This is a genomic window from Pseudomonas sp. PDM16 (assembly GCF_014851865.1).
GTDB lineage: Bacteria > Pseudomonadota > Gammaproteobacteria > Pseudomonadales > Pseudomonadaceae > Aquipseudomonas.
Genome location: NZ_JACVAM010000003.1, coordinates 206,227 through 221,330, shown reverse-complemented (window position 1 = coordinate 221,330; position 15,104 = coordinate 206,227). Strand labels below are relative to the sequence as shown.

Here is a 15,104-nt window from a genome sequence, read left to right as displayed (position 1 = left end):
ATAATCCTTAGAATATGCGGCCTTTCGGGCCTAGGCCCATTAAAGTGTGTGCCTTTTAGTTAGCACCGATTACAGGAACGAAGTTCAATGGTAACCATCCGTCTTGCTCGTGGCGGCTCCAAGAAGCGCCCCTTCTACCACCTGACCGTGACCAACAGCCGCAATGCGCGCGACGGTCGCTTTGTTGAGCGCATCGGTTTCTTCAACCCGGTTGCCACTGGTGCCGAAGTGAAGCTCTCCGTGAACCAAGAGCGCGCTACCTACTGGCTGAGCCAGGGCGCCCAGCCGTCTGAGCGCGTTGCTCAGCTGCTGAAGGAAGCTGCCAAGGCTGCTGCCTAAGCAATATGAACGCTACGCCGTCCGCTGAGGACCTGATCGTCCTCGGCAAGATCACTTCGGTGCACGGCGTGCGTGGGGAAGTGAAGATCTATTCCTTCACCGACCCGATCGACAACCTGCTCGATTACAACCCCTGGACGCTCAAGCGCGAGGGTGAGGTCAAGCAGGTGGAGCTGGTCAGCGGTCGCCTCCAGGGCAAAGTTCTGGTGGCCAAGCTCAAGGGGCTCGATGATCGCGAGGTAGCACGTACCTTCGCGGGGTTCGAGATATGCGTGCCGCGTGCACTGCTCCCCGACCTGGATGACGGCGAGTTCTACTGGCACCAGCTGGAAGGACTGAAGGTGATTGATCTGCAAGGGCAATTGCTCGGGCGCCTCGATCACCTGCTGGAAACCGGCTCCAACGATGTGATGGTGGTCAAGCCCTGTCCGGGCAGCCTGGATGATCGCGAGCGCCTTCTGCCCTATACCGAGCAGTGCGTACAGCAGATCGATCTGGCCGCCGGCGAGATGCGGGTCGACTGGGACGCGGATTTCTGAGCCCCAGGCTCTTGCCCGAGCGAGTGCCATGCGTGTCGAAGTCATCAGCATCTTCCCGGAGATGTTCGCCGCCATTAGTCAGTACGGTATTACCAGTCGTGCAGTGAAGCAGGGCTTGTTGCAGTTGAACTGCCACCAGCTACGCGATTTCACCGACGACCGTCATCAGACAGTGGACGATCGCCCTTTCGGCGGCGGCCCCGGCATGGTGATGAAGATCAAGCCCCTGGAGCTTGCACTGGCTACGGCCAAGGCGGCTGCCGGGGAGACGGCGAAGGTCATCTACCTGTCGCCGCAAGGCCGCCAGCTGTCTCAGCAGGGGGTTCGTGAACTGGCTAGCGAGCAGGCGCTGATTCTCATCACCGGCCGCTACGAAGGCATCGACGAGCGTTTCATCGAGACGCATGTCGATGAGGAATGGTCGATCGGCGATTACGTCCTCTCCGGCGGTGAGCTTCCGGCGATGGTGCTGATTGATGCTGTTACGCGGCTGCTCCCGGGTGCGCTCGGGCATGCAGATTCCGCCGAGGAGGACTCGTTCAGCGATGGCCTCCTCGATTGCCCGCACTACACCCGACCTGAGGTGTACGAAGGCAAGCGTGTTCCGGACGTGCTGCTTAGCGGCAACCATGAACACATCCGGCGCTGGCGCCTGCAGCAAGCCCTCGGGCGAACCTGGGAACGCCGTGTCGATCTTCTGGATAGCCGCTCGCTTTCTGGAGAAGAGAAGAAGCTGCTGGAGGAGTACATCCGCCAGCGGGACGATAGTTAACGTATCGATGGCAGACCGAGTCTGTCTTAGGAGCGCAGCATGACCAACAAAATTATCCAGATGCTCGAAGCCGAGCAGATGAACAAAGAAATCCCGGCTTTCGCCCCGGGTGACACCATCATCGTTCAGGTGAAGGTAAAGGAAGGCGACCGTTCGCGTCTGCAGGCCTTCGAAGGCGTGGTAATCGGCAAGCGTAACCGCGGCCTGAACAGCGCTTTCACCGTGCGTAAGATCTCCAACGGCGTTGGCGTTGAGCGTACCTTCCAGACCTACTCTCCGCTGATCGACAGCCTGAGCGTCAAGCGTCGCGGCGATGTGCGCAAGGCCAAGCTGTACTACCTCCGCGACCTGTCCGGCAAGGCAGCTCGTATCAAGGAAAAACTGTCCTGATAGGACGGTCTTCCGACCTGAAAGAAGCAGCCTCCGGGCTGCTTTTTTCGTTTTCGGGGCCCGCTGACCGACGGGTTCCGAGCCCTGCCGTACGGGCAGCGTGACAACAAAGACAAGAGCGCGGCACAGGCGGCCACATTCCCTTGGAGCAGTAGTGGCATGACCCCCAGAGAGCAAGAGATCCAGCGCCGTACCGAGCTGTCGGAAACCCGCGTCGTCAAGGCGGTGTTCCCGCCGACCACCAACCATCACAACACCCTGTTCGGCGGCACCGCGCTGGCCTGGATGGACGAAGTGTCCTTCATTGCCGCCACGCGCTTCTGCCGCCTGCCGCTGGTGACCGTGTCCAGCGACCGCATCGACTTCAAGCATGCGATTCCCGCCGGCTCGCTGGTCGAGCTGATTGGCCGGGTGATCGCCGTGGGCAACACCAGCCTCAAGGTCGAGGTCGAGGTGTACGTCGAGGGCATGTACTGCGGCGATCGTGAGAAGGCCATTAGCGGCGTGTTCAGCTTCGTCGCCATCGGCGACGACAAGAAGCCGGTGCCGGTTCTGCCGGGCATCGAGTAAGGAGAAGGCGCCGCGAGGCGCCTTTTTCATTCCTCGGCGTCGATCAGGGCGAGCAGGGTCCAGCCCGGCCCAGGGGTGAAGTCCAGCGTGGCACTGGCGATGTGGAACCAGCCGCGGGTATCGAAGGCCATCAGCAGGGTGGCGGCGTCGCCGTGCAGGCTGCGGTAGTGCTCCCAGGTGAAGCTCTCCGATAGCGTGGTGCTGCGGATCTCGGCGCCACGGGCCAGGGCGCTGGCCAGCTGGCCGTAGGTCTGCGACGGGTAGCCGAGTGGCTGGCCGCGGTGTTTGTCGCTGGTTCGGTGCTTTTCGCTCAGGCGCTGTTCGCGCTGGCTCGGCAGGTAGTACAGATTGGCCTTGCCGAAGTCCGGGCGAAAGCGCGTGCAGGCCAGGCTGTTCTGTTCGCTGGAGGGCGACAGGGCGAGCAGCTGGCCGAGGCCGACCATGTCCAGGTGGGCGTCGGCATGCTGCGAAGCCGGGTTGCCGAAATAGACGGGCAGGCCGTCCATGCGCGCGGCGCTGATGTTCTCCCAGCTGGAGTCGGTCAACAGCACGCGCTGTTCGCGCTGTTGCAGGGCCTTGCCGACCGCCTTGGCCAGCGGGTTGGCGCCGATGATCAGAAAGCCGCGCGGAGATGGCTCGGAGACCTTGAGCAGATGGGCCAGCGGGCGTGCGGTGGCGCTCTGCAGTACCACGGTGCCGATGATCACCAGGAAGGTCAGTGGCACCAGCAGGTGCGCCTGGCTGTAGCCGTGGTGCACCAGGCGTTCGGCGAAGATGGCCGAGACCGCCGCCGCCACGATGCCGCGCGGGGCGATCCAGGACAGCAGGGCGCGCTCGCGCCAGTTCAGGCTTGAACCGGTGGTGCTCAGGGCCACGCACAGCGGGCGGGCGATCAGCTGGATGATCGCCAGTACCGCCAGGGTGATCGGGCCGAGGGCGATCAGGGCATCCAGGTCCAGGCGCGCGGCGAGCAGGATGAACAGGCCAGAGATCAGCAGCACGCTGAGGTTTTCCTTGAAGTGCAGGATGTGCTGCACATCGACGCCGCGCATGTTGGCCAGCCACATGCCCATCACCGTCACCGCCAGTAGGCCGGACTCGCTGACCAGCAGGTTGGCGGCGATGAAGATGCCCAGCACCGCCGCCAGGGCTGCCAGGTTCTGCAGGTATTCCGGCAGCCAGTGGCGGCGCAGGGTAACGCCGAACAGCCAGCCACCGGCTGCACCCAGCAGGCAGCCGCAGGCAATCACCGCGGCGAAGGTCGAGAGGCCTGCGCTCACGGCGCCGCCATGGCCGTCCTGGCTGACGATGAAACTGAACACCACCACCGCCAGCAACGCGCCGATGGGATCGATGACGATGCCTTCCCAGCGCAGGATGTTGGCCACCGCGGCATTGGGGCGCATGACCCGCAGCATGGGCACGATCACCGTCGGGCCGGTGACCAGGGTCAGGCTACCGAACAGCACTGCCATGTCCCAGGGGAAGTTCAGCAGGTAGTGGGTGCTCAGGGTGATCACTATCCAGGTGGCGAGGGCGCCAATGGTCACCATGCGTTGCACGACGCTGCCGATTTCGCGCCATTCGGCGAGCTTGAGGGTCAGGCTGCCCTCGAACAGGATGATCGCTACCGACAGCGAGACCAGCGGGAACAGCAGTGGGCCGAACAGCTGCTCCGGCTGCAGCCAGCCCAGCACTGGGCCTGCGCCGATGCCGCAGAGCAGCAGGAAGAGGATTGCCGGCAGGCGCAGGCGCCAGGCCAGCCATTGGCTGAGCAGCGCGGCGGCACCTATGCCGCCGAGACCGAGCAGGATGTGGGTTTCGCTCATCAGGAGTCCTTATCTCTGGTGAAGGCGGGGGAGGCTATGGAAGACTAGCCCGAGTTTCTTCCGTTCAAAGTGCTTCGATGCCTGTCCTAGACCACCCCCTGATCGACCGCTTTCTTGATGCCTTGTGGCTGGAGAAGGGCCTGTCGCCGCACACGCGTTCCGCCTACCGCAGCGATCTCGGCCACTTCCACGTTTGGTTGCAGGCGCGTGGCGGCGAACTGCAGCACGCTGGGCGCGAGAGCATCCTCGATCACCTTGGCTGGCGCCTGGAGCAGGGCTACAAGGCGCGTTCCACGGCGCGCCTGCTATCGGGGCTACGCGGCTTCTATCGCTACCTGCTGCGCGAGGGCCTGATCGGCGAAGACCCGACCCTGCAGGTGGAGCTGCCGCAGCTCGGCAGGCCGCTGCCCAAGTCGCTGTCCGAGGCCGACGTCGAGGCGCTGCTGGCGGCGCCGGAGCTGGAGGACCCGATTGGCCTGCGCGACCGCGCCATGCTCGAGGTCCTGTATGCTTGCGGTCTGCGCGTGACCGAGTTGGTGTCGCTGACCCTGGAACAGGTCAATCTGCGCCAGGGCGTGCTGCGGGTGTTCGGCAAGGGCAGCAAGGAGCGCCTGGTGCCGCTGGGCGAGGAAGCCATCACCTGGGTCGAGCGCTATACCCGCGAGGCACGACCCTTCCTGCTCGACGGCAAGCCCAGCGACGTGTTGTTTCCCAGCCTGCGTGGCGAACAGATGACCCGGCAGACCTTCTGGCACCGCATCAAGCACCAGGCCAAGGTGGCGGGCATTCTCAAGCCGCTCTCGCCGCATACCCTGCGTCACGCCTTCGCTACCCACCTGCTCAACCATGGTGCCGACCTGCGCGTGGTGCAGATGCTGCTGGGCCATAGCGACCTTTCGACTACGCAGATCTACACCCATATTGCCCGTGCACGTCTGCAGGACCTTCATGCGCAACATCACCCGAGGGGGTGATCAGGCAAACGGTGTTCTGGCCTGGAGCGGTTCATCGGACTTTTGTGGGCTGATCTCATGCAATGGTTGTATTGCTGCCTGCCGGTTTGCAGGTACTTCCGCCTGGCGTCTGGAGTCGGCCGTGCCGCCATGCTGTGGTAGGCTTGAACATCACCACAGGAGTGCTTCATGTCTGTTTTTCGTATTCTGGGCGGTGCCGTGCTCGGCCTTGCCGCATCCGTTGCACTGGCTGCCGATCCTGATCAGTCGATTCGCGCCACCCTGACGACGCTGCAACCGGACATGCCTATCGAGGCTATTTCCGAGAGCCCGATGACCGGCCTCTACCAAGTGCATCTGAAGGGCGGCCGCCTGCTCTACGCGAGTGCCGATGGGCAGTTCTTGATGCAGGGCAACCTGTATCAGTACAAGAACGGTGATGCGGTCAACCTGACCCGCCAGGCTGAAAGCAAGGGTGTAGCCAAGGAAATCAACGCCATTCCCATCAGCGAGATGGTGGTCTTCTCGCCCAAAGAGCCGGCGAAGGCGCATATCACAGTGTTCACCGATACCGACTGCGGCTACTGCCAGAAGCTGCACAGCGAGGTGCCGGAGCTCAATCGGCGCGGTATCGAGGTACGCTATGTCGCCTTCCCGCGCCAGGGTATCGGTAGCCATGGCTACAACAGCTTGGTCAGCGTCTGGTGTGCCAAGGACCGTCAGGCCGCCATGGACAAGGCCAAGCTGGGGCAAGATCTGCCGGCTGCCACCTGCGACAACCCGGTGGCCAAGCAGTACGAGTTGGGCCAGATGATCGGCGTCAACGGCACGCCAGCCGTCGTGATGGGGAACGGCGATCTGATTCCGGGCTACCAGCCCGCGCCACAACTGGCAGAAGCCGCGCTGCAGTCCAAGTAATAGGCCTGCAGGCCTGATTGACCTGTGATCTGGCGCTTCGTAAAGTGCGGCTCTTTTGTGTGGCCGGGGTTCGCCCCGGCCGCTTCGTGTAGGCAGATGGGGAAAACAACGTGAAACCGGTGAAAGTGGGCATCTGTGGGTTGGGTACCGTCGGTGGCGGTACCTTCAATGTACTCAAGCGTAACGCCGAGGAGATTGCCCGCCGTGCCGGGCGTGGAATCGAAGTTGCGCAGATTGCCGCTCGTCGCCCCAACCCGAAGTGTGAAACCGGTGCCACCCCCATCACCGCCGACATTTTCGACGTGGCCAACAACCCGGAAATCGACGTGGTCATCGAGCTGATCGGTGGCTACACCCTGGCCCACGAGCTGGTGCTCAAGGCCATCGAGAACGGCAAGCACGTGGTCACCGCCAACAAGGCGCTGATCGCCGTGCACGGCAACGAGATCTTCGCCAAGGCCCGCGAGAAGGGCGTCATCGTCGCCTTCGAGGCCGCCGTGGCCGGTGGCATCCCGGTGATCAAGGCGATCCGCGAGGGCCTGGCCGGTAACCGTATCAACTGGCTGGCCGGCATCATCAACGGTACCGGCAACTTCATCCTCACCGAGATGCGCGAGAAAGGCCGTGCCTTCGAGGACGTATTGAAGGAGGCTCAGGCCCTGGGCTATGCCGAGGCTGATCCGACCTTCGACGTGGAAGGCATCGACGCCGCCCACAAGCTGACTATCCTCGCCTCCATCGCCTTCGGCATCCCGCTGCAGTTCGACAAGGCCTACACCGAGGGCATCAGCAAGCTGACCAGCGCCGACGTGAACTATGCCGAGGCCCTGGGCTACCGCATCAAGCACCTCGGCGTGGCTCGCCGCACCGAGGCTGGCATCGAGCTGCGCGTGCACCCGACCCTGATCCCGGCCGACCGCCTGATCGCCAACGTCAACGGCGTGATGAACGCAGTAATGGTCAATGGCGACGCTTCCGGTTCTACCCTCTACTACGGCGCCGGCGCCGGCATGGACGCGACCGCGTCCGCCGTGGTGGCCGATCTGGTCGACGTGGTGCGTGCCCTGACCAGCGATCCGACCAACCGCGTGCCTCACCTGGCCTTCCAGCCGGATGCCCTGAGCGATCACCCGATCCTGCCGATCGCTGAGAGCGAGAGTGCCTACTACCTGCGGATCCATGCCAAGGACCATCCGGGCGTACTGGCACAGGTGGCGAGTATCCTGTCCGAGCGTGGCATCAACATTGAATCGATCATGCAGAAAGAGGCCGAAGAGCAAGACGGTCTGGTACCGATGATCCTGGTCACCCACCGGGTCATCGAGTCGCGCATCGACAACGCCATCGCCGCCCTCGAAGGGCTGGCAGACGTGGTCGGCAAAGTCGTGCGTATCCGCGTCGAGCAACTGGTCTGAGGTAGAAAGTCATGCGTTATATCAGCACCCGCGGCCAGGCCCCGGCCCTCAACTTCGAAGACGTCCTGCTCGCCGGCCTGGCCAGCGACGGCGGCCTCTACGTTCCGGAAAACCTGCCGCGTTTCACCCAGGAAGAGATCGCCTCCTGGGCCGGCCTGCCTTACCACGAGCTGGCTTTCCGCGTGATGCGCCCGTTCGTTACCGGCAGCATTCCGGACGCCGACTTCAAAAAGATCCTCGAAGAAACCTACGGCGTGTTCGCCCACAACGCCGTGGCGCCGCTGCGCCAGCTCAACGGCAACGAGTGGGTGCTGGAGCTGTTCCACGGCCCGACCCTGGCCTTCAAGGACTTCGCCCTGCAGCTGCTCGGCCGCCTGCTCGACCATGTGCTGAGCAAGCGCGGCGAGCGCGTGGTGATCATGGGCGCCACCAGCGGCGACACCGGTTCGGCCGCCATCGAAGGCTGCAAGGCCTGCGAGCACGTCGACATCTTCATCATGCACCCGCACAACCGTGTGTCCGAGGTGCAGCGCCGGCAGATGACCACCATCCTCGGCGAGAACATCCACAACATCGCCATCGAAGGCAACTTCGACGACTGCCAGGAGATGGTCAAGGCCAGCTTCGCCGACCAGGGCTTCCTCAAGGGCACCCGTCTGGTGGCGGTCAACTCGATCAACTGGGCGCGGATCATGGCCCAGATCGTCTACTACTTCCACGCAGCCCTGCAGCTGGGCGGCCCGGCGCGTTCCATCGCGTTCTCGGTGCCGACCGGCAACTTCGGCGACATCTTCGCCGGGTATCTCGCGCGCAACATGGGCCTGCCGATCAGCCAACTGATCGTCGCGACCAACCGCAACGACATCCTGCACCGCTTCATGAGCGGTAATCAGTACGTCAAGGACACCCTGCACCCGACCCTGTCGCCCTCCATGGACATCATGGTCTCGTCCAACTTCGAGCGCCTGCTGTTCGACCTGCACGGCCGCAACGGCGCTGCCATCGCCAGCCTGATGGACAACTTCAAGCTGGGCGGCGGTTTCAGTGTCGAGGAGGACCGCTGGACCGAGGCGCGCAAGCTGTTCGACTCGCTGGCCGTCAACGACGAGCAGACCTGCGAGACCATCGCCGAGGTGTACCAGGAGTGCGGCGAGCTGCTCGACCCGCACACCGCCATCGGCGTGCGTGCCGCTCGCGAGTGCCGTCGCAGCCTGGCGGTGCCGATGGTCACCCTGGGTACCGCGCATCCGGTCAAGTTCCCGGAAGCGGTGGAGAAGGCCGGCATCGACGCGGTTCCGGCCCTGCCGCCGCACCTGACCGACCTGTTCCAGCGCGATGAGCGCTGCACCGTGCTGGCCAACGACCTGAAGACCGTACAACAGTTCGTCGCCGTCCACGGCAATCGCGGCAAGCCGCTGTAAGGCTGCGCCGTGATGAAGAGCCCCGCCTGGTGCGGGGTTTTTTTATGGGCGGCGCATGGCCCTGTAGTAGCCAGCTGTTACCCTGGCTCGGGTGAGGCGGCGCAGACTGGCGCCACATTCACAGAGGAGGCTGCTGTCATGACGGCGAAGAAGATCCTGATGCTGGTCGGCGACTACGTCGAAGACTACGAGACCATGGTGCCGTTCCAGGCCCTGCAGATGGTCGGCCACACCGTGCATGCGGTCTGCCCCGGCAAGAGCGCCGGGCAGAGCGTGCGCACCGCGATCCACGACTTCGAGGGCGACCAGACCTACAGCGAGAAGCCGGGGCATAACTTCGCCCTCAACTTCGACTTCGCCAAGGTCACGGAAGGGGCCTACGATGGCCTGCTGATTCCCGGTGGCCGTGCCCCCGAATACCTGCGTCTGAATGCTGAGGTGATCGCCCTGGTGCAGGCCTTCGCCAAGGCCGGCAAGCCGATCGCCGCGGTGTGCCACGGCGCCCAGCTGCTGGCCGCCGCCGACGTGCTCAAGGGCCGCGGCTGCAGCGCTTACCCGGCCTGCGCGCCGGAAGTGCGCCTGGCTGGTGGCGAGTACGTGGAAGTGCCGATGGATGGCGTCCACGTCGATGGCAACCTGGTCACCGCTCCGGCCTGGCCGGCGCATCCGGCCTGGTTGGCGGCGTTCCTGAAAGTGCTGGGCTGAGAGAGGAGAGCAGGGCATGTGCGAGCTGTATGTAAAGGCCGATCCGATCCTCTACGAGTCGCGCTCGCGCTCCCTGCGCATTCGCGGGGTGGTCACCACCCTGCGTTTAGAAAATCAGTTCTGGGACATCCTGCGCGAGATCGCCGAGGTTGACGGCATGACCACCAACCAGTTGATCACCAAGCTGTACGAGGAGGTCATGGACTACCGTGGCGAGGTGGTCAACTTCGCCTCGTTCCTGCGCGTCAGCTGCACGCGTTTTCTGGCGCAGCGCCCGCAGCCGAGCGCCGAGGTGCTCAGTCTGGTGCAGTCGCGCTAGGTTAGCGCCCATAAAAAAGCCCGCGTCGAGCGGGCTTTTTATTGGCTGCCAATCAGTGCTTGCGCGGCACCGGCTTGAGCAGCTCTTCCGGCGGCATCTCGCAATTGATCTTGCGGCCCAGCAGGGCTTCGATCGGCGGCAGTGCATAGGCATCGTCCTCGCCGGCGAAACTGATCGAGGTGCCGCTGGCGCCGGCGCGGCCGGTACGACCGATGCGGTGTACGTAGTCGTCCGGTACATCCGGCAGGGTGAAGTTGATCACGTGGCTGATGCCGTCGACGTGGATGCCGCGGCCGGCGACATCGGTGGCGACCATCACGCGGATCTTGCCTTCGCGGAAGCCTTCCAGAGTCTTGATGCGCTTGTGCTGCGGTACGTCGCCGGACATCTGCGCGGCGCTGACGCCGTCGCGGATCAGCTTCTCCTCGATGCGCCGTACTTCGTCGCGGCGGTTGGCGAACACCATCACCCGCTGCCAGTCGTTTTGCGTCACTAGGTTGTACAGCAGCTTGTACTTGTCCTGGCTGGACACGGCGTAAACGTGTTGCTCGACGGTGTCGCTGGCGACGTTTTCCGGCTCGATCTCGACGATGGCCGGGTTCACCGTCCACTGGCGGGCCAGGTTCATCACGTCTTCGGTGAAGGTGGCGGAGAACAGCAGGGTCTGGCGGTCGCCCTTCATCGGGGTCTGGCGGATGATCTGGCGTACCTGCGGGATGAAGCCCATGTCGAGCATGCGGTCGGCTTCGTCCAGCACCATCACCTCGACCATGTCCAGGTGCACCTCGCCGCGCTGGTTGAAGTCCAGCAGGCGGCCGGGAGTGGCGACCAGGATGTCGCAGTAGCGCGACTCGAGCTGCTTGAGCTGCTTGTCGAAGTCCATGCCACCGACGAACTGCATGACGTTGAGGCCGGTGTACTTGGTCAGGGCCTCGGCGTCCTTGGCGATCTGCACCACCAGCTCGCGGGTCGGCGCGATGATCAGCGCGCGCGGCTCACCCATGTAGCGCTCTTTCGGCACCTGGGTTTGCAGCAGCTGGGTGATGGTGGAGATGAGGAAGGCGGCGGTCTTGCCGGTGCCGGTCTGGGCGCGGCCGATGGCGTCCTTGCCACGCAGGGTGTGGCCGAGGACCTGGGCCTGGATCGGCGTGCAGTAAGGGAAACCGAGGTCGTGGATGGCGTGCATCAGCTCGGGGGCCAGCTTGAAGTCGTGGAAGCGCGTCTTGCCTTCCTGCGGTTCGACCACGAAGTCCTCCAGCTTCCAGGTATCCACCGGCTTGGCCGGGCGCTCGCGGCGCGGCTTTTCGGCGCGTGGCTTGGCGTCCTTGGACGGACGAGGCTCGTTGGCCTGCTTCGGCTTGGCATCGCGCTGCCCGCGCTGTTGGGCGGGGGAGCTGGAGGGCGTGGCGGGAATGCTGCTGGCGGGCTGTTCGGCTTCGCCCTTGCTGAAGATTTTCTTGAGTGCTTTGAGCACGGCCGTCTCGTATTGGTCAAGGAATGAACGGTCGTCAGTGTAAAGCAAGATGCCCGCGCGGCGAAGTGCCGCGCGGGTTACGGCCGGTCAATCGGGGAGGCTGGCCAGGAGCAGGTCGCGTACGTTGCCGCCCATGATCGCGGCGATGTCGGCATCGCTGAAGCCTGCGCGCTGCAGGCCCTCGGTGATCTGGGCGAGGCCGGTGGTGTCGAATGGAGCGCGGATGGTGCCGTTGAAGTCGGAGCCCAGTGCCACATGCTTCACGCCGACCTTATCCACGGCATAGCGGATGGCGCGGACGATGGCACCGACATTGGTTTCGCAGACGGCAGCGTCCCAGTAGCCGATACCGATCACCCCGCCGGTGGCAGCGATGCGCTGGAGATGATCGTCGGTGAGGTTGCGCGGGCCGGGGCAGGTGCCGGCGACGCCGGTGTGGGAGACCAGCACAGGTCGCTTGGCCATGGCCAGCACGTCATCGATCAGCGGCTTGGAGGCATGGGCCAGGTCGACCAGCATGCGCTTCTCTTCCAGGCGGGTGATCACCTGGCGGCCCAGCGGCGTCAGCCCGCCTTTATTCAGGCCGTGGGCGGAGCCGCCGACTTCGTTGTCGAAGAAGTGGGTCAGGCCGGCGATGCGAAAGCCCGCGTCGTACAGACGGTCGATGTTATCCAGCTTGCCCTCGATGGGCTGCAGGCCTTCGCTGGCGAGCACGGTGGCCAGGCGTTGCGGGTCGCGTTGCCAGTCCTCCAAGTAGCGGACCAGCTCGCCGCGGTTGTGGATCAGCACCATGCGGCCTTCGCTGCCGGCGACGGCCTGCTTCAGCTTGTCGGCTTGATAAAGCGCTCGTTCGAGCAGGCTGCCCCAGGTTGCCCGTGGCCAGCGCTGGGCCATGGCCAGCACGGTAATGTTGTCGCTGTCGGCGCCATTGCTCTCGTAGTTGATGCCGCGCGGAGTCTTGGTGACGGTGGAAAATACCTGCAGGCCAACATGGCCTTCGAGCAGTCGTGGCAGGTCGGAGTGGCCATAGTCATGGCGCTGCAGCAGGTTACGCTGCCAAAGCAGCGCATCATCGTGCAGGTCGGCGACGAACAGGGTCTGGTGCAGTTTCTCGGCCTTGTCGCTGGCCGGATAGGGGGCCGAAGTGGCCACGGCGTTCATCTTGCGATCAAGCAGGGAGGGAATGGTGAAGAAGATTCCCGCACCGATGGGCACGAGGATCAATAGGGCGAGCAGCAGCTTGCGCATGAGGAACATCCGGTCGTTGTTGTTATGCGCCGAACTCTAGCAAGCCGAGTGGGTGAGTGACGATGGTGTGGCGGAATCACCCGGGTGTTTGGCGTGGCGGTCAGCCGAACAACTGGTTGCGACCTTGCTCCTTGGCCTTGTACAGCGCAGCATCGGCGCGTGCTATGAGGCTTTCCAGCCCATCCCTGCTCTGCATCTGACCGAGGCCGATGGAGATCGTGACGCCAGGCAATATTCCCACTGGGGAATAGAAGGAACCCACCTGTTCCAGGCTCTGGCGCAGTCGCTCGCCAATCGTTCGTGCTTCTGCGGCATCCAGCTCTGGCAGGAGGATGACGAACTCTTCGCCACCGTAGCGCACCATGCTGTCCTTGGGGCGTAACTGGTTGCGCAGGGTGTGCGCCACCAGGCACAGCGCATAGTCACCCGCCAGGTGGCCGTGCTGGTCGTTGTAGGCCTTGAAGTGATCGACGTCGAGCATGAGCATGCTCAGCGGCTGGCCGTTGAAGGCGCAACGGGTGCTTTCCCGCTCGAAGACGTGCTCCAGCCAGCGTCGGTTAAAGCAGCCGGTGAGGATGTCGACATTGGCGTTCTGTTCGCTGTCGAGAATGATTCGGTTGCCCTTGCGCACCCGATCACAGAGCAGCTCCAGCAGATTCTGCATCAGCTCGGGCGACTGGTCGGAAAGCTTCAGCAGTGATTCGCGGTGCAGGCGCAGCACCAGAGACGGCTGGGTGGCAACCACGTAGGCCGAAGGGCGATCGTTGTCGATGAAGCTGATCTCTCCTGCGCATTCTCCTGGCCGAAGAGTGCTGACCGGCTGATTGTCCAGAGAACCCAGATAGACCTTGAGTTCTCCCTCCAGCAGCAGATAGAGGTGCTGATTGCGATTGAAGGGGGAAAGCAGGATCTCGCTACTGTCCAGCCTGCAGGCGCAGAACTCCTGCAGCAATTGTTGCAGGCTGCTGGCGGCGACGTTCTGGAACAGTCGCAGTCGACGGATCTGCTGAAGATCCTGCTGCCAGGGCGCACTTCTCATCGTGGGTATGAATGAGACTGGCTGCTATGAATGGGCATATCGCAATAACACTCCCTGTTGCAGGGCGAATACCTTGCCGTGACCATATGCCGCGTTCTAGCGGCTGCGCAATGCTGGCGCAGCCAGCGACCGACCGGCGGTCGCTGGCGAAGGACAGGCCTCGGTCACTCGTCAGTCTCTTGACTTGAAGTGGTGCCTGGCTGAGAAGGCAACGATGCCGAGACGAAGTTTTGACGCGGATCTCAGGCGTTCAATACCTGCTTGAGCCAGGCGCCGATATCCTGGATCTCCTCCATCATCACTTCATGGCCCATCGGATACTCGTGCCAGGTGACCGGTACGTCGAGGCGGGCTAGCGCGTCATGGGCAGCTCTCCCCATGTGCGGCAATACCACCTGATCCTGGCTGCCATGCAGGCACAGAACGGGCAGTTTGCGGCGAGACTCCTCGATCTGCAGGTCGTCAGTGAAGGTCGGCGCGTAAGTGGACAGTGCCATCAGACCGCCTAACGGCCCCTGCCAGCGCAGAAAGGCAGTGTGATAAACAACGGCGCCGCCCTGAGAGAAGCCCGCGAGAATGATCCTAGCCGGATCGATGCCTCCATCACGCTGATTTTCGATGAGCCCGATCACCGTCTGGGCCGAAGTTTCCATCTGCTCCATGCTGATCGCGCGTGCCGGATTCATTGCAAGGATGTCGTACCAGCTGGGCATGGCCCATCCGCCATTGATGGTGACCGGCTGCGTCGGTGCCTGGGGAAGAACGAAACGGGTCTTGGATAGCTGTTGTTGCAGCATTTTGGCCACGGGCTCGAAGTCGTAGCGGTCGGCTCCCAGCCCGTGTAACCAGATTACGCAAGAATCTGCGGCTTGAGAGGGCTCGAGTATCAGCGGTGTTTGCATGTTTGCTCCAAATTGGTGCGAATGTTCATTTTTGAGCAACCCCAGGAAATACCCAGTGAGCCAATCACGTAAGAACATGTCGCACGGCTAGAAAAATTGCTCTTGACCATCGTGAAATTATCTTCCTGGACTCGTCTGGTACGCCCCTTGCTTTAGCTAGCCGGTCCGGCGGGGGCGCCTGATGGCGAATGTCGGACAAAATCTGCTGTGTCTTTTTCCCGTAACACTACGGAGATGGAAGTACTCAATTCGCCGGTCTGCGGATCGGCAT

At 63.3% G+C, this 15,104-nt stretch carries 16 protein-coding genes; 11 read left to right on the top strand and 5 right to left on the bottom strand.

Translation table 11 applies throughout. The annotated features are described in order from the left end of the window. Window positions 1-87 precede the first annotated feature (87 nt). From rpsP to IB234_RS13000, 5 genes are all read left to right on the top strand, one after another. Window positions 88-339 carry a 30S ribosomal protein S16 gene (gene rpsP / locus IB234_RS13020; protein ID WP_021700306.1) on the top strand — a complete coding sequence of 84 codons (252 nt, stop codon included), beginning with the start codon at window positions 88-90 and terminating at the stop codon, window positions 337-339. A gap of 5 nt (window positions 340-344) precedes the next feature. Continuing rightward, a complete protein-coding gene (rimM, locus tag IB234_RS13015) occupies window positions 345-878 on the top strand; it encodes a ribosome maturation factor RimM (RefSeq protein WP_192318252.1) in 534 nt (177 codons plus the stop codon). 28 nt (window positions 879-906) lie between these two features. Further along, complete coding sequence (gene trmD, locus IB234_RS13010) at window positions 907-1,650, top strand: tRNA (guanosine(37)-N1)-methyltransferase TrmD (RefSeq protein ID WP_192318250.1); 744 nt, start codon at window positions 907-909, stop codon at window positions 1,648-1,650. Window positions 1,651-1,689: 39 nt separating this feature from the next. Then, window positions 1,690-2,040 (top strand): 50S ribosomal protein L19, encoded by a 351-nt coding sequence (gene rplS / locus IB234_RS13005; RefSeq protein WP_192318248.1) that lies wholly within the window; start codon window positions 1,690-1,692, stop codon window positions 2,038-2,040. 159 nt (window positions 2,041-2,199) lie between these two features. Next, on the top strand, window positions 2,200-2,610 hold the full coding sequence (locus IB234_RS13000; protein ID WP_043308639.1) for an acyl-CoA thioesterase: 411 nt from the start codon (window positions 2,200-2,202) through the stop codon (window positions 2,608-2,610). A gap of 26 nt (window positions 2,611-2,636) precedes the next feature. Here IB234_RS13000 and IB234_RS12995 read toward each other — a convergent pair whose 3' ends face one another. Continuing rightward, the gene (locus tag IB234_RS12995; RefSeq protein ID WP_192318246.1) at window positions 2,637-4,439 is read right to left on the bottom strand and encodes a cation:proton antiporter; all 1,803 of its coding nucleotides are present in this window, start codon (window positions 4,437-4,439) and stop codon (window positions 2,637-2,639) included. Between the two features lie 77 nt (window positions 4,440-4,516). Between IB234_RS12995 and xerD the strand changes: the two genes are divergently transcribed. The 6 genes from xerD (at window position 4,517) to IB234_RS12965 (ending at window position 10,170) form a co-directional block, all read left to right on the top strand. Then, entirely contained in the window at window positions 4,517-5,413 is an 897-nt protein-coding gene (gene xerD / locus IB234_RS12990) for a site-specific tyrosine recombinase XerD (RefSeq protein WP_192318244.1), read from the top strand. 168 nt (window positions 5,414-5,581) lie between these two features. After that, window positions 5,582-6,310, top strand: a complete 729-nt coding sequence (locus tag IB234_RS12985) for a DsbC family protein (RefSeq protein ID WP_192318242.1) — start codon at window positions 5,582-5,584, stop codon at window positions 6,308-6,310. A 110-nt stretch (window positions 6,311-6,420) separates the two neighbouring features. Next, a complete protein-coding gene (locus tag IB234_RS12980) occupies window positions 6,421-7,725 on the top strand; it encodes a homoserine dehydrogenase (protein ID WP_192318240.1) in 1,305 nt (434 codons plus the stop codon). A gap of 11 nt (window positions 7,726-7,736) precedes the next feature. Next, a complete protein-coding gene (thrC, locus tag IB234_RS12975; RefSeq protein WP_192318238.1) occupies window positions 7,737-9,146 on the top strand; it encodes a threonine synthase in 1,410 nt (469 codons plus the stop codon). Between the two features lie 138 nt (window positions 9,147-9,284). Further along, window positions 9,285-9,851, top strand: a complete 567-nt coding sequence (locus IB234_RS12970) for a DJ-1/PfpI family protein (RefSeq protein ID WP_192318236.1) — start codon at window positions 9,285-9,287, stop codon at window positions 9,849-9,851. 16 nt (window positions 9,852-9,867) lie between these two features. After that, window positions 9,868-10,170, top strand: a complete 303-nt coding sequence (locus IB234_RS12965) for a ribbon-helix-helix domain-containing protein (protein ID WP_043308632.1) — start codon at window positions 9,868-9,870, stop codon at window positions 10,168-10,170. Window positions 10,171-10,222: 52 nt separating this feature from the next. On the opposite strand, the gene rhlB is transcribed toward IB234_RS12965, so the two are convergent. The 4 genes from rhlB to IB234_RS12945 form a co-directional block, all read right to left on the bottom strand. Next, window positions 10,223-11,644, bottom strand: coding sequence for an ATP-dependent RNA helicase RhlB (rhlB, locus tag IB234_RS12960; RefSeq protein WP_192318234.1), 1,422 nt, complete (start codon window positions 11,642-11,644; stop codon window positions 10,223-10,225). A gap of 87 nt (window positions 11,645-11,731) precedes the next feature. Beyond that, complete coding sequence (locus IB234_RS12955; protein ID WP_192318232.1) at window positions 11,732-12,892, bottom strand: dipeptidase; 1,161 nt, start codon at window positions 12,890-12,892, stop codon at window positions 11,732-11,734. 100 nt (window positions 12,893-12,992) lie between these two features. Next, window positions 12,993-13,931: a GGDEF domain-containing protein gene (locus IB234_RS12950; protein ID WP_192318230.1), complete on the bottom strand. Its 939-nt coding sequence runs from the start codon at window positions 13,929-13,931 to the stop codon at window positions 12,993-12,995. Window positions 13,932-14,173: 242 nt separating this feature from the next. Beyond that, window positions 14,174-14,833, bottom strand: a complete 660-nt coding sequence (locus IB234_RS12945) for an alpha/beta hydrolase (RefSeq protein WP_192318228.1) — start codon at window positions 14,831-14,833, stop codon at window positions 14,174-14,176. Window positions 14,834-15,104 lie beyond the last annotated feature (271 nt).